The organism is Mobiluncus porci (assembly GCF_009695935.1).
In the GTDB taxonomy this organism is placed as follows: domain Bacteria; phylum Actinomycetota; class Actinomycetes; order Actinomycetales; family Actinomycetaceae; genus Mobiluncus; species Mobiluncus porci.
The window spans coordinates 25,868-44,337 of record NZ_VUMY01000015.1; the positions used below are offsets into that span (position 1 = coordinate 25,868).

An 18,470-nucleotide genomic window follows, 5' to 3' on the forward strand; every position below is an offset into this window, starting at 1 on the left:
TCTCGGAAAATATGGCTCCGCTTGGGTTATTCGGGTACATAGGTGGGTTATTCGGGTACGCCTCGACGCTGAAGGGCTGCGAAGCCAGCTCTAATCGGGGGGAAACTACTCCTGGGCAATCGCATCGAGGACATCGACGCGAGAAGCCGCCCTTGCGGGCCAGAGACCGGCAAAAACCCCGATCAGAACCGCGAGAACCAAGGTAATCCCCAGGCTCGCCCAAGGAATCGCCAGCTCTTCGAGCCCGGAACTTCTCATAATCGAGGACACGGCTACCCCGAGAACCACCCCGAGGATAATCCCCAAAATCGAGCCCAACAGCGAGATAATCACCGACTCGTCGCGAATCATGCGTCTCACGTCGCGGCGCAACATCCCCACGACCCGAAGCATCCCAATTTCCCCGACACGCTCTAAAATCGACAAAGACAGCGTGTTCACAATCCCGAGGGTCGCAATAATCACCGCGAGGGCTAAAAGCGCAAACATCTGCGCGAGGAGCATATCCACCGAAGACGAGACCTGTTTCAAAATGTCATCAACAGTTTGCACCCCAATCAAAGGCGAATCTTTCGTGACCTCATTAATCTTGTCGACTACCGGATCCACTTTGTCTGGGGACTCTGCGTTTACAAAGAGGACGTCCGGTTTGCTCGGCGCCACCCCATTGAGCCACTCAGCGGGAACGAAAACATCCCCGAAGTTAATCATTATTTCGCTCTTTGGTTTGTAGATCCCGACCACTTCCAAATCCTGCGGGCTTGCCCCCAGCATGTCTGTCAAGTGCATGGTGGACCCGACCTGGAGCTTTTTCTCAGTGGCAAATTTCTCGGAAATCACGGCTTCGTTCCCCGACTTATAGGTTCGCCCCTGGACCATGACCGTTTTCAAAACGGTATTGAACTCGCCGGGGTCGAAAGCGTAGGCTCCGATTATCTTCTTGTTCATGAGGAAAGATCCCTCGCGAAGTACCGAAACGGACTTCACCGACTCGAGGTTACTGATTTTTTCTAAAGTCTCCTCGGGAACACTGACCGGAGCGCTGTAGGGATTGGTGTTGGCCAAAACCATCATGTCCGCCCCGAATGTCTCCTCCATCGCGGGAATCGTCGAAGCCTTTGCGGAAGCCCCGAAAATCCCGAGGGTTGTCACGAGAGCCATCCCGATGATGAGCGCAGTGGCGGTGGCGGCGGTGCGTTGGGGATGGCGCAAAGCGTTCAAGCGCGCGAGACGCCCGGGAGTGCCGTGCAGTTTGGTGAATATCCAGCCAATTCCGTTCACCAAAGGACTCCCGAAGAGGGGCGAACCCAGGGAGAGGCCAATCAGCAAAGCGACCGCCCCACTCCCGAGCCAGAGCTCGACCGGATCCACTCCCGCGAAAGTCAGACCCAGGAAAACCGCACCCAGCACGACCATAATCGTCGCCACAATCAGACGGATCTGTAAAGATTTCCGAGTCGTCGATTCGTGGCCACTCAAAGCCACAATCGGATCTACCCGCGAAGCGCGGATGCTCGGCATCAGCGACGAGAGAGTCGTTACCCCCAAGCCCACGGCAAAAGAAGCCACGATGGCTTCAACCGTGGGACGGGGCACGATAGAACCAAGATCCATCACGGTCTGGTTCAAAATCCAGACAATCAGAGAGCTAATCCCCATACCGGCAAACAGTCCGATAACCGAACCGATAAGACCCAAAAACAGCGCCTCGCCCACAATCAGCAGCCGCACCTGCCGCTGGTAGGCTCCGAGAATGCGGTAAAGTGCCAGTTCACGAGACTGTTGAGTGACGATAATTGAAAACGTGTTGATAATCAGGATAGATCCGACCAACAAGGCGATGGCGGCGAAAACGAGGAAGAAAATCGTCATGAATCCCAAGGATTCATCGGTGATTTTCATAATCTCTTTCGAGTCCTCCTCTCCGGTGGAGATTTTGAAATCCTGCGGCAACAGCGGCTTTAAATCCTTGACAACTTGGTCAACCTGGTTGTAATCCTCGAGGGAAATCCAGGCTCCCATGTAGCCGTCACCCACTCCCGGCATCATGAGTTCGCGGGCAGTTTTGTCGTTGAAGAAGTTGTAGAGCGCCCCGGAAGTCCCGCCGGTGCCCCATTTCAGGGTTCCCACCAGGGTTTTCGTCCAGGTGTGTGCTCCGTCAGTGAAACGAATCTGGTCACCAAGTTTCAATCCGGATCGTCGCAAAGTTTCCGGATCAACCCCGGCCTCATTATCTGCCGCAGGGGCACGCCCGTCGAGGACAGTGATACCGGGTTGGTTTTTCCACGCGGGGAGGTCATAGTAGTTAGAAGAGACCGTGGGCGGGCCAAAGGTAGTGATGACTTTTCCGTCTTTGTCGATGGTGTAAATGCTACCGACGATGGTGCCGGCGGCCTTGGTGACTCCATCGACCTGGCGGATTTTCTCCAAGTCGGCTTCCTTAAGCCGCGGCGAGTCGGTCGGGTCAACGTAGTAGTAGGCCATCAAGTCATCAGTCTTCATATCGAGAGTGACCGAAACATCTGAGACCGTTCCGGAAGCGATATTTTCGAAGGATCTCCGCATCATGTCGGTAAACGTAAATGACCCGGCTACAAATGCCACCCCGAGAATGATGGCTAAGAGACTGAATATCAGCCGTGCCTTGTGACTGAAGAGGCTTTTCAAAGTGACTTTGAACATGGCAGCCTCCTATTTGGCCTGCGGGTCAGCAAGAGGCTCGCCCTGGTTTGGCTTCGGGGAAGTCCCTGCCATTTGCAAAGCCGTGAGTTCACCCATAATCTCGAGAACCGATTGACGAGAAGGCTTATCCAGAGTTTTCACGACCTTCCCGTCCGCCAAGAAAATCGCCTGGTCAGCGTAGGCTGTGGCTGCTGGATCGTGAGTGACCATTACGACGGTGGCACCCAAATCATCAACCACGTGGCGCAGCAGACCGAGGACTTCCGCCGAGGAATTCGAGTCCAGATTTCCGGTGGGCTCGTCAGCGAAAATAATGTTCGGTTTCGAGACCAGCGCGCGGGCAATCGCGACGCGCTGTTGCTGACCCCCCGAGAGTTCCGCGGGCTTGTGGGTCAAACGTCCCTCGAGACCCACCACCTGCAAGACACGCCGGTACCACTCAGCCTCGGGCTTTCTCCCCGCAATGTCCAGGGGGAGGAGAATGTTTTCCTCGGCGGTGAGGGTTGCGACGAGGTTGAAAGCCTGGAAGATGAAACCGATTGTGTCGCGACGCATCCTGGTTTTATCGTTGTCATTCAACTTGGAGATGTCTTTGTCGCCAATCGTGACGGTTCCGGAAGTGGGAGTGGCGAGTCCCGCTAGGCAGTGCATGAGAGTAGATTTACCCGAACCGGAAGGCCCCATGATGGCGGTGAAAAGTCCCGCGGGAAATTCCTGGGTGACGCCGTTTAGCGCGAAAACTTGTGCCTCTTTTTCGCCGTAAATCTTCGGAGATTTTCGCAGGTGGCTGCGCTAGTCATGGTTAACCGCCTTCTTAGATGTAGTGGGTGAGGGCTCGTGACCGTCCACGTTATTTAGGAAACGCCCTCATTGTCGCAGACCAATGTAAAGTTCAGAGGCTCGCAATGTTAAAAGAGCGTTAAATCTTCGTGGTCGGGGAGGAGTCGTGCCTTATCGACCCGAAAGTGGGACGGTGAAGCACGCCCCCATCGTTTCACGCGGGGGCGGGTTAGGATATGGGGGTGGAAAAAGACTGGAAAAAAGAGTTGAACGAAGATATGCGCGAGCGCTTGCCGGAAGACCTGCAGGTAGATCCGGAGCTGATACCGTACCTGCTGGCCGCGAAGGCTCCCAGTGAGTCCCTTGGCGAAGCCGCTGACAACCGAGATGATGCCGCGACAGACGGCGAGAACAACCAGAAAAACCCCACCGACAAAGACGGCTTGGAACTAACCGACGCACAGCTCGAACTTGTTGAGCAAATGCGCTCCCGCCAGCGTCCCGCCTCCACCTTGGGACCTTCCACCTTGGAAAACCCCAAAGCCAAGGCCATCTATGAATCCTTGCTGACCCGCCGCGCCGAGCATCAAATCGAACCGACCCTCGAGAGAGTCCAAGGGGTTCTCGATTACCTCGGCAACCCCCAGGAGCTGTTCCATTCCATCCACGTTACCGGCACTAACGGCAAGACCTCCATGGCGCGGATGATTGAGGCGCTGACAGACGAACTCGGATACCGCACGGGACGTTTCACCTCCCCGCATCTGGTGGATGTGCGCGAAAGAATCTCCATCGACCGCGAGCCCATCACCACAGACCAGTTCATTGCGGCCTACGAAGACATCGAGGCCCAGCTCGCGATGTGGGAAAACGATAATCCCGGATCGAAGTTGTCTTTCTTTGAGGTTTTGACGGTGATGGCATACGCGCTGTTCGCAGACGTGCCGGTGCATCTGGCGGTCGTGGAGGTCGGCATGGGTGGGCGCTGGGATGCCACAAATGTCATCGATGCGGACACGGCGGTCATCGGCCCGATAAGCCTCGAACACGAACAGTGGCTCGGGAAGGGACTTGCCAATATTGCCAAGGAAAAATCCGGCATCATCAAGCACGCCGCGAACGTCGTCGTGGCTCACCAGCCAGACGAAGCCCTCGAAGTCATCAAGGCCGCCGCCCACGCCATGGATGCGACGCTTCGCTATGAAGGCCGAGATTTCGAAGTGATACAACGCGTGCCGGCAGTCGGGGGCCAGATGCTCACGATTCGAACCTCCGCGGCGACCTACCAAGATATTTTCCTGCCGTTGTTTGGCGAGTTCCAGGCCGAAAACGCCGCTGTTGCCTTGACGGCGGTGGAAGCCCAACTCGGAGGTTTGGCTCTTGACGGGGATTCAGTGGCTCGCGCTTTTGCCTCCGTGACCTCGCCCGGGCGCCTCGAAGTTCTCCACGCCTCGCCGATGATTGTCGCGGATGCGGGTCACAATCCCGGGGCGGCTCTGGCTCTAGCGCGGGCCATCGAGGACGATCTCAGATGGACCCACACGGTAGGAATCTATTCAGCAATGGATGACAAGGATATCGAGACCGTGTTGGGGGTCATGGAGCCGGTTATGGGCGAGATTATCGTGACCACCATGCCGGGGGAACGTCCCGCGAAACTCGAGAAGCTCCAAGAGATCGCCGAAGAGGTATTCGGCGAAGACCGCGTTTATGCCCTCGATTGCCTCACAGAGGCGATTGGGAAAGCCGGGGAACTAGATGACCTACAGGAGGCCCCTCCCGGATCGACAGGAGTCATGATTTTCGGATCGGTGGTTTTAGCGGGAATGGCTCGAAAGGTGTTAAACCAGGGATAACGAGACTATTCCCTCGTAGAATAAAAACACCCGACAAAGCCGCTGGGTGGAGGCGCCGAGAAAGGAGACAACATTGGGTCTGCGCACTGAATGGGTTCTCCGCTGGATCGACGCTACTTCCCGCGCCTTGGAGGACAACAAGCCCTTGTTGACCGAGTTGGACAGCGTGATTGGGGACGGGGATCACGGCGAAAACCTAGCGCGCGGTTTTGCGGCCGTAGACCAAAAACTCTCCAGCCTGATTGTCGAAACGCCCCGTCAGGCTTTGCGAACCACGGGAGTCATTTTGCTGGCCTCGGTAGGCGGCGCAGCCGGGCCGCTCTACGGAACGGCTTTTTTGCGGGCCGCCAAGGCGATTCCAAAAGATGCCTTGGAACTTGGTCCGCAAGACGTGGCGATGATGCTCGTGAAAGCCGCGGAGGGAATAGCCGAGCGCGGGGGATGCCAGCCGGGAGACAAAACCATGCTGGACGCCTGGTATCCAGCGGCTACGAACGCGGCCGCGGCGGTGGCGAAAGGAGCGGGGGCTGCGGAAGTTTTGCAAATTGCTGCCAAGGCCGCGTTGAGCGGAGCGGACGGCACCTTGTCGATGTCGGCGGCAAAGGGGCGCGCCTCGCTTCTGGGGGAGCGCTCTATCGGACACAAGGATCCCGGGGCAATTTCTACCGCAATGATTCTCTCCGCGGCTGCCACCAGTGCGGTTGGTCTAGACGGTGGGAGTAATTTCGGGGAATCCCGCGCGACAGGGTCACCGAATGTTTGGGGTGCCTCCGCTTTCGGAGGGAAGCCTAAAGGAATGGAAGTCAACCTTGATGAGTCCCCGACCGATACAGGTGCTGTGGTTCCGGAGGTTTCCTCACCGTCGCCGACAAGTCCCGCGACCGCGACGCCGCCGGATTTTGGTCTCTACCAGGACCAGGCGCACTCTTTCCAAACCGCCGCCATGCGGCTACTGGCTGATGACGAGCCGGAACCGGAAGCGGTGAGTGGGGCGGAACCGGAGACTGCCGAGACGGTCGCAAGTGATATTTCTGCCGGCGATGATATTGCAGCGGCGTTGGGGATTGGAACCGCCATGGATGAGAGCCAGGAGACCGCCTCCTGAATGGAAGATTCCCTTTGACGGGCAAAAATGGTTAAACTGAACTCAAAGCTTCGGTTGCCTTATGGTGACCGCCAGATATCAATGATGAAAGGGCTTTTCCATGGCTGACAGCAATATCCCCTATAATCCAAAAGAAGAACACACTTTAGTCCTCATCAAGCCGGACGGCTACGCGCGCGGGCTCATCGGAGAGGTCATTAGCCGCATCGAAAAGCGTGGCTTCAAGATTATTGGGTTGAAGATTACGATTCCGACCCAAGAAGAACTCGAAGAACACTACTTTGAGCATAAAGACAAGCACTTCTTCAATAGCCTTTGCGAATACATGTCTTCCGGCCCGATTGTGGCCATGGTGGTGGAGGGATCGCGCGTGGTGCAATCTTTCCGCAACATGATGGGCGACACGAATCCGGCGTTGGCTTTGCCGGGAACTATCCGCGGGGATTTGGCTCGCGACTGGGGTCCGGATCGCGGGGTCGAGAATATCGTCCACGGCTCGGATTCTCCGCAGTCCGCGGACCGCGAGATTGCCTTGTGGTTCCCGGAAATGGTTGATTAATTCAGACGCGTTTCCCACGAGAGCGTTGAGTAATTGGTTCTTGAACCTGGGTTCCGAGCTTTGCTCGGGGCCCAGGTTTTTGCCGAGGGTGTACACGAATGTACGATGAGACTCTCTGATTTTGGTTTTGGCGACATCGAAATTTGCAAAGGCGCTGTTCAGGGAGTTTTGCGGATTTGCCAGATTATGGGTGTCTGGATTACGCCGTACATTCGTGTGCGCTTCTCCTTTGCTAAACCTCACCCCACCGTCCGCCACAGTCGCAGAAATAGGGACATATAATTCAGGCATGGATAATCCCAGCAGTTTTTCGCTTGGTCTGGTTCTAAAAACGTTCTTTTTCGGCTCAATCCTTCCCGTCGTTATCCTGGTCTCGTGGATGTTATGCACCGGAGCCCTCAAAGCCAGCAACACGGTGATTATGCTCGGAGTGCCGCTCTTCGCCCTCGCCTCCGCGCTCGGACTGTGGTGGCTACTCGGGAAACGGCACCACCTGACCTGGGCGGATCTTGGGTTTGTCCGCCCGCGACGTAGCCTGTGGCATTTGCTGTGGGGTATTCCCGTGGCAATGATTCTGTCGGTGACCATTGTCGGCCTGGTGTCAACAGGTCTGGGATTGAAACCAGCGGGGGGAGAACAGACTAAGCAAATCATCGAGTCCGGTATCAGCCTGCCAGTGCTGTTGATTATTGCCGTGGTAGCGGATTTAGTGATTCCGTTCCTCGAAGAAGTGATGTTTCGCGGAGTGCTGTTCGGCTTCTTCAGAACACGCATTGGCGCGGTAAAAGCAGTCCTTGTTGCAGGGGTTATTTTTGCGCTATTCCACGTTCAACCCACGATTATGCTCTATGTGCTCCCGTGGGGACTAGCGGTAACCGCAATGCGAGCCTGGCTGGACTCAACCGGGGCGAGCTGCATCATGCATGTGTTTAATAACACGGCAGTAACCGCTATTGCGGTTGTCTCTTTGCAGTAAAGCAGATTTTCGTCCTTTCAGGCAGTCGGTGAGGAAGCGGTTTTTTCGGGTTTGAGGTGGCTGGTAGGGTAATTCCGTGTATTTGAAAACCCTGACCTTGAAAGGCTTCAAGTCTTTCGCCAACACGGTTCACATGTCCCTTGAACCGGGTGTGACGTGTGTAGTTGGCCCGAACGGGTCGGGAAAATCCAATGTCGTGGATGCGCTGGCCTGGGTGATGGGCGAGCAGGGCGCGAAGAACCTTCGCGGCGGGTCGATGGCTGACGTCATCTTTGCCGGAACCAAGACCAAGGCGCCTTTGGGGCGCGCCGAAGTCGAGCTGACCATTGATAACACCGACGGAGCGCTCCCAATCGAATACTCCGAGGTGACAATTTCGCGAACCATGTTCCGCTCGGGTGGTTCCGAATACGCCATCAACGGCACGCCGGTGCGCTTGCTCGACATCCAAGAACTCCTCTCTGACACCGGCATGGGTCGGCAAATGCACGTTATCGTGGGCCAAGGACAGCTAGACGCCATTTTGAGCGCCTCCGAAACCGAGCGGCGCGCGTTTATCGAAGAAGCGGCGGGCGTGCTTAAACACCGCCAACGCAAGGATCGCGCGCTGAAAAAGCTGGAAAACCTGGCGGTGAACCTTTCCCGAGTCCAAGACCTCACCAATGATGTCGGGAAACGTCTGGGGCCACTGGGGAAACAGGCCGAGGCGGCGCGGAAAGCCGCTAGAGTCCAGGCGGAACTCGTGGATGCGACGGCGCGGCTTCTTGCTGATTCGGTTACCCAGAACCAGAACAAGCTCGAAACCCAAACTGCATCGAAAGCCCAACTCACCTCCCAGATTCACGAGCTGGAAGAAAAGATCGCCAACCTCAACTCCAGGCTCGCCGTGGCCAAGACCTCTTTTGATGAAGTCTCTCCTGGATTGGAAACTCTCACCCAGACTTGGGCAGAGTTGAACCAGATTGCGGAACGGCTCGATTCCTTGGCAAACCAGGCCCGAGAAAGAACCCAAGCTTTATCTGAGATTTCAGGAGAAAACCAACAGGCAGACACGAGTGAGTTGGAAGTGAGACTCGAAAAAACGCTCACTGAGATCGAGGCGGGACATGGGCGTGTCGATGAAACCGCGCGTGCGGTGCAAGACGCCACCGAGAAAGAGACCGCCGCGAAGGCACGTGAACTCGAAGTTCGCCAAGACATTGAGAAAATCCAGCGTGCCCAGGCCGATCGGCGCGAAACCTTGGAGCGGCTGCGCGGGGCAGTCCAGACCGCCGCTTCTTTGGCTGAGGAATCCACCCAGAACCTGACTCGACTCGAGGAAGTTCTACGACAAGCTAGGGAGCGGGAAGCCCAGTTCGCCCAGGAACTCTCGGAACTACACGCGACACTTCCCGGTGGAGGAGACAGCGAAAGCCCCTTGGTGGCCCAGGAACAAGAACTTGCCGGAGTGCTTGCGGATCTGAAATCGAAAGTTGAGGCCCGAAACTCCGAGTTGACGACGGCGAAGGCGGACGCGGCGAGCTGGGAGGCGCGCCGCGACGTCTTGGCAAAAACGTTGAAACCCCAAGACGGCGGTGAAACCGTGGTTTCGGCGGGTCTTTCCGGGATCTCGGGGACGCTTCCGGAAACCCTTGTGATTCGAGACGGTTGGGAAGAAGCCATCGGAGCCGTATTCGGGCCGTGGGCGGGAGCGCTACTCGCCGGTGGGGTCGAGTCGGCCGTGGATGCGATTCGGTTTGTGAAGGATCAAGATGCTGGCCAGGTGCATTTACTGGTGGAAGGGGGCAACAAAAAGGCGACTTCAACAAAGGCCAGCGGGAAAACCGCGAAACTCCCCGAGGGCTGCGTCTGGGCCCGGGACCTCGTTTCGGCTCATGGCGGGGGAAACCTCCCCTCTGTCGTTGCGGAGCTGCTCCAAGGGGTGGCGGCGACCGAAGACCTTGCCGCTGCGCGTGACCTAATCGCAGAGGGGACTGTTTCGGTAGCAGTCACCAAGGCTGGTGACTATATTTCCCCAACCCGCACTTTGGGCGGGGGAGACTCCGAGTCGAGCATCCTGCGGCGCGCCACGGAATTCAACGAGGCCAGCGAAGAAGCGGAAGTCGCCTTGAAAGAGGTCGATAAGCTCAATGCCGCCTTGGAAAAATTGCGGGCGGAACTGAAGGAAAAACAGGAAACACACCGCTCCCTGGTTGAAGAACTCAAAGCCGAGGACGCGAAAGCGGCGGCAGTGGCGGCGGATTTAGCCGCCGCGAAAGCCCGTCAAGCCTCTGCGGCCTCGGAAGTGAAACGTGCCGAAGAAGACCTCGCTAAGGCGAAAGAGGAGACGCGGGCTCGCGAAGAAAAGCTGGCCAGCGCCAAGGCCTCGTTGGAAACCGGTCAAGACACGGATGATCCGCTTGATGAAAACCGCATCCAAGAGCTAGACGCGGCGCTTAGTGAGGCTCTTGCCGAAGTTTCCGCGGCGCAAACGGCTAAATCAGATGCGCGAATCGAAGCCGGACGAGCCGCTGACTCGCTGAAATCCTTGGAATCCCGAGCAGAGTCCCTGAAACACAATATTGCTAAAGAAAAAGCCGCCGCCGAAGCCGCGGCGAGTCGGGCTCGCTTGCGGGCGAGACGCCGGCATCGCGCCGAATATGTCCTTATTCAGGCCGAGGCGGCCAGCAGGCTCGCCCATTCGGCAGCTACGCGCGCTGCAACCCAGCGGGAGGCGAGCCAGGCAAACCGCGAAAATCTGGATCAAGAGATTGCCACTTTGCGGGCGAACCTTGATGACCTGAATCGGCAGCGCACCGATTTGAACGATGCCTCGCTCCAAGACCAGTTGGCTCTGGCGGAGGTGAAATCCAAGCTCGAGGCGTTGCTTGAAAAGGCCCAGAGCGAGTGCGGGCTGGATGAGGGAACCTTGCTGGCTGATTTTGGGCCGCACAATTTGGTGCCCGTTTTTGATGAATCCGGTGAGGCCGTGGAACACGTGCCCTATGTGCGAGAAGAACAGGTGGAGCGCAAAACAAAGGCTGAAGGGGAGCTGAAGCGAATCGGGAAGGTGAATCCGCTGGCTTTGGAGGAACACGCGGCCCTCGTCTCCCGCCACCAATTCCTCGCTGACCAGTTGACTGACCTCAAGAAATCTCGCAATGACCTGCTGGACGTGGTTGATGAAGTCGACCGTCAGGTTCAGAGCGTGTTTGGGGCGGCTTTTGCTGACGTGGCCGAGGCCTTCGAGAAGATTTTCCAGGTGTTGTTCCCCGGGGGTGAAGGCAAGCTGGAGCTCACCGACCCGAAGGATCTCCTGAATACCGGCATCGACATTCACGCCCGTCCCGCAGGGAAAAACGTCAAAAGAATGAGCCTGTTGTCGGGCGGAGAACGTTCGCTGGCAGCCCTCGCATTCCTGTTTGCGATTTTTCAGGCTAGGCCCTCGCCGTTCTATGTCTTGGACGAGGTAGAGGCTGCTTTGGACGATATGAACCTGTCTCGGCTCCTCGGGGTGTTCGATATTTTGCGCCAAAACTCCCAGCTCATCATCATCACGCACCACAAGCGGACGATGGAGATTGCTGATGCGCTCTACGGGGTGACGATGCGGGAGGGCACCACTTCGGTGATTTCGCAGCGTCTGGCGAAGACGGATGAAACTGAATAGCCAGGTGGGAAGTAGTGGCTTCGCAATCGCGGGGACAAAGTTGCCAGAAACTTAGTGAAGAAGCTCACAACAAGCTATTATTGACAAAGAGTTTAGGTCTTGGAAAAGTCGCTACCACCTCGACCCTATTCTGAAGACAACGGAATGGCAGGCATAAAATATGGGAATCACAAGCGCAATAGTCACAAACATTGAAGGTATCGGTGGCTACACTGACCCCCTGATTTTCGCTATTCCTATTGCCATTGTCGTCATTGTGATTGTCATCGTGGTCAGCGCTTCAAAAATTGATTCCCAGCAGCGCCGCATCCGCAACGAAGACCGACTGCTCGACACTTTGGAGCGGATTCGCCAAGAAAATGCGCTTCCGGCTGCCACGGAGGAGCTAGTGGGGTCGGAGGCCAAAGAGCTTCCCGCAGATGACCAGTCGGCGGCTTTGGGGAGAATGCTGGGGGATTCTGTTCCGTTTAGCAATAATCCGATGGGTCTGGTCGCTTCCTCTCCGGAGAAAGTGCCGGTCTCGGGCGAGGGCTTTGTGGGGGTCAACAAAGAGGAAACTCCAGCTGAAGCCTTTGCGGAAAGGGAAGAGGCTTTCTTCGAGGATATCGATGACGATGACTTTGAAGAGGAAGATGACGAACCACAGAAACCCGTGGGAGCATACTGCGATCCGGACGGGCTCTGTTTCTTCCCTCTACCCGGGCAGACGCTCGGAGAGGCTCGCTATATCGCCCAGGCTAAACGCGATGGCACCTATGAGGAGGGGGTGACCGAGGCCGAAGCAACGGAGAAGTTCGGGGAGGGAACCCCGGGAGCAGCCGAGGTCGAGGCCCTGCTTCGCGAATATAACGAGGGAGAGCGTGAGGAGCCCTCGTTTGATGAGCCGGAAGCGGATGAAGCCGCGGCGGACGAAGAGTTCCTTGCTGAGGGGGAGTCGGAAGAACCGCAGGAAGACACCGAAGTAGACGAGGCATCCTTGGAATCGGAAGAAACTGAGGAATCTGAACCCGCGGAGGAGACCGAAGACGTAGCAGTAACCGAGGAATCCCTTGTTGAAACCGAAACTGAATCGGAGGAGTCGGAAGAAGCCGCGGACGGCGAGGAGTCTTTAGAGGAAACGTCTGAAGACCAGGCAGATCTTGATGAGAGTGAAGAAGAAGAACTTGTTGAGGCGGACGAAACCGAGGAAACCGAAGCGGCCGAGGACATCGAGGAAACTGAGGAAATCGAAAAGCCCGAGTCGAAAACTTCTCGCTTGCGTCGCTTGAAAGAACGCCTCGCGGGGAAGGGCAAATTTGGGCGCGCGATTTTGGGAGTGCTGTCCCACGCTGACCTGGAAGAAACCGACTGGGAAGCCATCGAAGACGAGCTTTTGGCCGCTGACTTCGGAGTCGAGGCCACGACTGAAATTATCGATAAGTTGAAGACGAAACAGAAGGTCGCAGGAACCAAGAACGCCAAAGAAGTAAGGCGCATGGCCAAGCGGATGATTGGCGACTTCCTGGATCGCCACGCGGATCGTGAGATTCACCTCGAGGTGCCCGAGGACACCGAGGGCTCCACTGCGGGCATTTTGATGGTCGGCGTCAACGGCGGCGGGAAGACCACTACGGTCGGGAAACTCGCGCGACTGCTCGTGGCCGAACACAAGTCTGTGGTTCTCGGGGCTGCCGACACCTTCCGGGCTGCCGCTGGAGAGCAGCTCGAGACTTGGGGCAAGCGCGTCGGAGTGCCGGTGATACGCTCCGAGAAAGACAAGGCAGATCCCGCCTCGGTGGCTTTCGATGCCGCCAAGGAGGCCCGCGAAATGGGCGCAGATGTGGTTTTGATAGACACCGCAGGGAGGCTCCAGAACAAATCCGGACTGATGGATGAGCTCGGCAAGATTAAGCGCGTCGCCGAGAAACAGGTCCCGATCACGGAAGTGCTCTTGGTGATTGACGCGACTACCGGCCAAAATGCTTTGAGTCAGGCGAAGATTTTCACCGAAGCAGTTGGCGTGACCGGAATCGTGTTGACGAAACTCGATGGTTCAGCAAAGGGCGGAGTGATTGTCCCGCTGCAGCGTGAGCTCGGGATTCCGGTGAAACTCGTCGGTCTCGGGGAGGGGCCGGATGACTTAGCGCCCTTTGTGCCCGCAGATTTTGCCGACGCCTTGCTTGACGCCTGAGCATAGCTATTTGGGGAAGAGACTTGATGGCGTAGCGGCTTGGGCAATCGCGAAGTTTTGCCTCAAACACAGCGTGGCTTATAAAATCGAGCCGTGTTTAATAAACTGCAAGACCGAATTTCCGAATCCTTTAAGCATCTTCGTAAGAAGGGCAAACTTAGCGAGGCCGATGTTGATGAAACCGTCGGTGAGATTCGTCGCGCGCTCATTGAAGCCGATGTTGCCCTCGAAGTAGTCAAAGATTTTTCGGCGCGGGTCAAGGAAAAGGCCTATGGGGCGGCGCGCTCGGAGGCGCTCAATCCTGCCCAACAAATCGTCAAAATTGTCAATGACGAGTTAATCGAGATTCTCGGCGGAGAAGACCGCGAGTTGCATTTTGCACGCCCCGGCAAGGGTCCTACCGTGTTTATGCTCGCGGGTCTGCAAGGCGCCGGTAAGACGACTCTCGCTGGTAAACTCGGGCGCTGGCTCGGAAAACAGGACAAGAAAGTCTTGCTGGTAGCGGCCGACTTACAGCGCCCGAACGCTGTCACTCAGTTGGAGATTGTGGGTGAACAGGCCGGTGTGACCGTGTTTGCTCCCGAACCCGGAAATGGGGTCGGTGATCCGGTGGATGTCGCGCGGCGCGGGCTCGCTTTGGCTAGCGGGTCTGGCTATGACGTCATGATTGTTGACACCGCGGGGCGGCTCGGCGTGGACGAGGAACTAATGGCGCAGGCCCGCGCGATCCGCGACGAGGTTCAGCCCGAGGAAGTCCTGTTTGTATTGGACGCGATGATAGGTCAGGACGCGGTAAGGACGGCGCGCGCTTTCCAAGAAGGCGTTGATTTTACCGGCGTCGTGTTGACGAAGCTGGATGGTGACGCCCGCGGTGGCGCGGCATTGTCGGTTCGTGGCGTGACCGGTGTGCCGGTGTTGTTTGCCTCAACCGGTGAAGGTCTGGATGACTTTGAACGTTTCCACGCCGACCGCATGGCTTCGCGGATCTTGGACATGGGCGACATGCTTTCTCTAATCGAGAAAGCCCAGGAAACTTTCGATATGGAGCAGGCCGAGAAGCTCGCCGGTAAAATCCAGCAAGGCCAGCTCACTTTGGAAGATTTCTTGAATCAGTTGCAACAGATTAAGAAACTCGGCTCGATGAAGAAACTCCTCGGGATGATGCCGGGAGCGGGGAAAATTCGCGAGCAATTGGATCAATTCGACGAGCGCGAGGTCGACCGGATTGAGGCGATTGTGCGCTCCATGACCCCGGCGGAGCGGCGGGACGTGAAGATTTTGAACGGTTCGCGCCGTGCTCGGATTGCCGCGGGTTCCGGAACGACTGTGGCCGATGTGAATGGCCTCGTGGACCGTTTCGAGATGGCCCAAAAGATGATGGGCGGCATGGCGGGGATGGCTGGTGCCGGAGCGGACGGCATGGGCATGATGCCCGGATTCGGGCGGATGCCGGGGATGGGTAAACATTCCAAAGCCAAGATGGCGGCGAAGTCGGGCAAGAAATCGAAGGCGCAGCGCAAGGCCAAATCTGGGAATCCCGCCAAGGCGGCTCGGCAGGCGCGGGAGGCGTTGGAAGGCGGTTCTTTGGCGGGTGCGTTCGGCGGCGGCCAGGCGACCGGTTTGCCTGCGGGCGCCGGTGGCTTCGGTGGGCTGGGCTCTGGCGGGCTCGGCGGACTGCCGGGGATGGGTCTTGGCGGAGGCCAGGTTGCCGGCGCTGGGCAAGGACTCGGGCAAGGTGGCGCTGGCCAGCCCGCTTTGACCACAGACGATTTGCCGGACGACATCAAGCGTATGCTTGGCGGGCTGTGATACTCCGGGTTGTATACGTAACTTAGGAGATTTTGGGCATGAGTGGCAATAGTGGCAGTAACGGTTGTAATCGCACGGGTTAGGTAACTATGGTCGGGTATAAAACCTTAAAACGGGAGGATTATATGGGCGAGAACCTGAAGCTTAGAGGGAGTTTCCAGTGGCGCGATGGCGACGCGGGCGCGGCCCCGACCTGGGTCGAAGGCGAGCTCTTTGTCCATGATGGCGTGGTTTCCCGCAGGCCGAAGCAGGGAGCGGTTTATCGAGAGCTGTCCGGATTTGCGATTCCTGGGCTAACTGATGTGCACTGTCACGTGGGGGTGAGTTCAGCCGGAGCGGTAGACCGTGAAACCCAACGGGAGCAGGCCTCCGCCGACCGAGATGCTGGCATTTTGCTGATTCGTGATTGTGGCGCACCCACCGACACCCACTGGATTGACGAGGAACTGAGCCTTCCAAAAATTATTCGCTGCGGGCAGCATTTGGCTCGCCCGAAGCGCTATATGCGCCATTACGGTCTTGAGCTGGAGTCACAGGAGGAGTTACCCGAAGAGGTTGCTCGCCAGGCCAAGTTTGGTGATGGCTGGGTGAAGATTGTCGGGGACTGGATTGACCGCTCGGAGGGGGCGGCTTCGGATTTGAAACCCTTGTGGGGCGGTGACGTGATGCGCGACGCGATTGCGGCGGCGCACGAAAACGGGGCGCGGGTCACTGTCCACACCTTTGCTCACGACACGATTGATACCTTGTTGGACGCGGGAGTGGACTGTATCGAGCACGGCACTGGCATGGATTCGGACCAGATCGCGGAGGCAGCGCGCCGTGGGATTCCGGTCACGCCGACGCTGTTGCAGATTGAGCGTTTTGGAGATTTTGCCGACCAAGCGGGGGAGAAGTACCCCGTCTATGCCGCCACTATGGCGCGGATGGATGCGCGCAACGTGGAGCATCAAGCCGAACTTGCCGCCGCGGGGGTGCAGTTGCTTCCGGGAACAGATGCGGGTGGCTACCAACATCACGGGTCTTTGCCCGTGGAGCTAGCGCGGTGGACGGAACTCGGGCTTAGCGCCAGGGAGATTCTAGATTTTGCGACTTGGAGGGTGCGCGATTACCTGGGGGCGCCGGTTCTGAGTGAGGGCGCGCCGGCGGATGTGGTGGTCTACGGGTCCGATCCGCGCGCGGATATCACCGTACTGCAGCGTCCCGAGACAGTGATCCTTCGCGGAGCCGTGGTGTAGAGAGAGGAGCGGTAAATGCCGGAGGGACACTCGATCTTTCGGTTAGCCGAGCAATTTCGAGCGGTGCTTGGCGGGGAAATCGTGCGAGCCTCTTCTCCGCAAGGGCGGTTTACCGACGGCGCCCGAGAACTTGACGGGAAACGTCTTATAGGCGTGCGAACACACGGCAAGCACCTATTCTTGCAGTTCGCGCCGACGCTTGTCCGGTCAGAGGCGGATTCTATAGAGACACTTCAGTTGACTCAGGCTGAAGGGAACCACTCGGGAGAATACTCAGCGGAAACGAAGAGTCAAAAAGCCCGATCCCATGACTCAATTTGGTTACACGTTCACCTCGGAATCTACGGGTCGTGGCGATTCACGGGGGACGAACAGTTCGTGGCCCCGATTCGGGGGGATTCTGAGGCCACCGGTCCAGAGATTGAAGTTACGCTCACAGAATCCAAGAAAACCGAGATAATCCACGAGATTCCAGCTCATTTTCAAGTAGATGATTCTGCATGGGCTCCCCACGAACACTTTGCTGACCGGTGGTTTTTGATGCCGGGGGACTTCGATGCCTTCGAACCCATCGGAACGGTGCGACTGCGTTTGCTGACCTCTCACGGCGCGGCTGATTTGACCGGACCCAACCGTTGCGAACTCATGACCTGGGAAGAAGTGCAAGCCACCGAGGCCCGTCTTGGCCCCGACCCCCTAGCCGCTGACGATGATTTCGAAGCCTTCGTTCAGCGGGCCGCAACTCGAAAGAAGGGAATCGGTGAGGCTTTGATGGACCAAGCCGTTATCGCCGGAGTCGGCAATATCTACCGCGCTGAGGTGTTGTATGCGGCTCGACTTAATCCCTTCAAACCTGCGAAAGAAGTCTCGGTGAAGAAACTTCGACAAATCTGGGACTGGCTGAGGCGGTTCATGCCTCTCGGGGTGGAATCGGGGCGAGTCACGACGATTGACCGCGAGGATTTTGCGGAATTTGTGGAACGGGAAACCGCCGCCGACCGAGAAATAAAGCCGATTGACGAGCGCTATTACGTCTACCAGCGTGACGGGCGCCCCTGCCTCCGTTGCGCTGCGACCATCCGCCTCGAAATCGTCGCCACCCGCAAACTCTACTGGTGCCCGCGATGCCAACGCTAGACTTTCCGAGAAGGAAATACCACGAGTTTATAGAGCACGTAGCGTAGCGCGGTTCCCAAGACCAGCCCGATAACATTGGCAGAAATATTGTCCGCTAGGGGAGACGTGAATCCCATCAGGTAGTGGGAAACCCACAGGCAGGCCAGCGGAGGAAGCGCCCCGATAACGTTGACCAAAATGAACAGCGCTGCCTCTTTGAAAACCCCGTGGCCTCCGCGCCCGCGGAAAGTCCAAGAACGGTTTGCAATCCAAGAAAAAGTCGTCGCGACCGCGACAGCCACGCACTTGTCGAATAGCGGCCACTGCGGGGCAATCACGAGCAAAAACAGGTTGAAAACTGCGAGGTCAACTAGGTAGTTAGCCCCGCCGACGGTCAAAAATTTCCCGATTTCTGCCCAGTTGTTGCGAAGATATCCCCAACCCCAGGTCCATAACCGCGCCACGGGATTTCTGGACTTCTCGCTGTTTTCTGGATTACTCACCGTCTCATCTTACGCGGTGGCGCCCGA

At 57.4% G+C, this 18,470-nt stretch carries 12 protein-coding genes; 9 read left to right on the top strand and 3 right to left on the bottom strand.

Annotated features, from left to right (window positions below):
• Positions 1-105: 105 nt before the first annotated feature.
• The gene (locus FYJ63_RS08380) at positions 106-2,682 is read right to left on the bottom strand and encodes an ABC transporter permease (RefSeq protein WP_154545682.1); all 2,577 of its coding nucleotides are present in this window, start codon (positions 2,680-2,682) and stop codon (positions 106-108) included.
• Positions 2,683-2,691: 9 nt separating this feature from the next.
• A complete protein-coding gene (locus FYJ63_RS08385; protein WP_154545684.1) occupies positions 2,692-3,465 on the bottom strand; it encodes an ABC transporter ATP-binding protein in 774 nt (257 codons plus the stop codon).
• Positions 3,466-3,704: 239 nt separating this feature from the next.
• Between FYJ63_RS08385 and FYJ63_RS08390 the strand changes: the two genes are divergently transcribed.
• The 9 genes from FYJ63_RS08390 to FYJ63_RS08430 all read left to right on the top strand — a co-directional run bounded on the left by FYJ63_RS08390 (position 3,705) and on the right by FYJ63_RS08430 (position 17,961).
• Positions 3,705-5,318, top strand: a complete 1,614-nt coding sequence (locus FYJ63_RS08390) for a bifunctional folylpolyglutamate synthase/dihydrofolate synthase (protein WP_338106891.1) — start codon at positions 3,705-3,707, stop codon at positions 5,316-5,318.
• Between the two features lie 73 nt (positions 5,319-5,391).
• Entirely contained in the window at positions 5,392-6,423 is a 1,032-nt protein-coding gene (dhaL, locus tag FYJ63_RS08395; protein WP_154545686.1) for a dihydroxyacetone kinase subunit DhaL, read from the top strand.
• Between the two features lie 100 nt (positions 6,424-6,523).
• On the top strand, positions 6,524-6,982 hold the full coding sequence (gene ndk / locus FYJ63_RS08400) for a nucleoside-diphosphate kinase (protein ID WP_154545688.1): 459 nt from the start codon (positions 6,524-6,526) through the stop codon (positions 6,980-6,982).
• 289 nt (positions 6,983-7,271) lie between these two features.
• Positions 7,272-7,958, top strand: coding sequence for a CPBP family intramembrane glutamic endopeptidase (locus FYJ63_RS08405; RefSeq protein WP_154545690.1), 687 nt, complete (start codon positions 7,272-7,274; stop codon positions 7,956-7,958).
• 76 nt (positions 7,959-8,034) lie between these two features.
• Positions 8,035-11,607: a chromosome segregation protein SMC gene (smc, locus tag FYJ63_RS08410; RefSeq protein WP_338106892.1), complete on the top strand. Its 3,573-nt coding sequence runs from the start codon at positions 8,035-8,037 to the stop codon at positions 11,605-11,607.
• 160 nt (positions 11,608-11,767) lie between these two features.
• Complete coding sequence (ftsY, locus tag FYJ63_RS11445; RefSeq protein WP_154545692.1) at positions 11,768-13,777, top strand: signal recognition particle-docking protein FtsY; 2,010 nt, start codon at positions 11,768-11,770, stop codon at positions 13,775-13,777.
• Between the two features lie 93 nt (positions 13,778-13,870).
• Positions 13,871-15,586 carry a signal recognition particle protein gene (gene ffh / locus FYJ63_RS08420; protein WP_277026775.1) on the top strand — a complete coding sequence of 572 codons (1,716 nt, stop codon included), beginning with the start codon at positions 13,871-13,873 and terminating at the stop codon, positions 15,584-15,586.
• Positions 15,587-15,711: 125 nt separating this feature from the next.
• A complete protein-coding gene (locus FYJ63_RS08425) occupies positions 15,712-16,824 on the top strand; it encodes an amidohydrolase family protein (protein WP_229770083.1) in 1,113 nt (370 codons plus the stop codon).
• Between the two features lie 15 nt (positions 16,825-16,839).
• Positions 16,840-17,961 (top strand): Fpg/Nei family DNA glycosylase, encoded by a 1,122-nt coding sequence (locus FYJ63_RS08430; protein ID WP_154545696.1) that lies wholly within the window; start codon positions 16,840-16,842, stop codon positions 17,959-17,961.
• Here the strand turns inward: FYJ63_RS08430 and FYJ63_RS08435 are convergent.
• Positions 17,958-18,443: a GtrA family protein gene (locus FYJ63_RS08435; protein ID WP_277026769.1), complete on the bottom strand. Its 486-nt coding sequence runs from the start codon at positions 18,441-18,443 to the stop codon at positions 17,958-17,960. The genes FYJ63_RS08430 and FYJ63_RS08435 overlap by 4 nt on opposite strands.
• Between the last annotated feature and the right edge of the window lie 27 nt (positions 18,444-18,470).

What these genes read in the sequence shown, in the direction of transcription:
- FYJ63_RS08380 (WP_154545682.1), bottom strand. Translation starts at nt 2,682, where the DNA reads ATGTTCAAAGTCACTTTGAAAAGCCTCTTCAGTCACAAGGCACGGCTG.
- ndk (WP_154545688.1), top strand. Translation starts at nt 6,524, where the DNA reads ATGGCTGACAGCAATATCCCCTATAATCCAAAAGAAGAACACACTTTA.
- FYJ63_RS08405 (WP_154545690.1), top strand. Translation starts at nt 7,272, where the DNA reads ATGGATAATCCCAGCAGTTTTTCGCTTGGTCTGGTTCTAAAAACGTTC.
- ftsY (WP_154545692.1), top strand. Translation starts at nt 11,768, where the DNA reads ATGGGAATCACAAGCGCAATAGTCACAAACATTGAAGGTATCGGTGGC.
- FYJ63_RS08425 (WP_229770083.1), top strand. Translation starts at nt 15,712, where the DNA reads ATGGGCGAGAACCTGAAGCTTAGAGGGAGTTTCCAGTGGCGCGATGGC.
- FYJ63_RS08430 (WP_154545696.1), top strand. Translation starts at nt 16,840, where the DNA reads ATGCCGGAGGGACACTCGATCTTTCGGTTAGCCGAGCAATTTCGAGCG.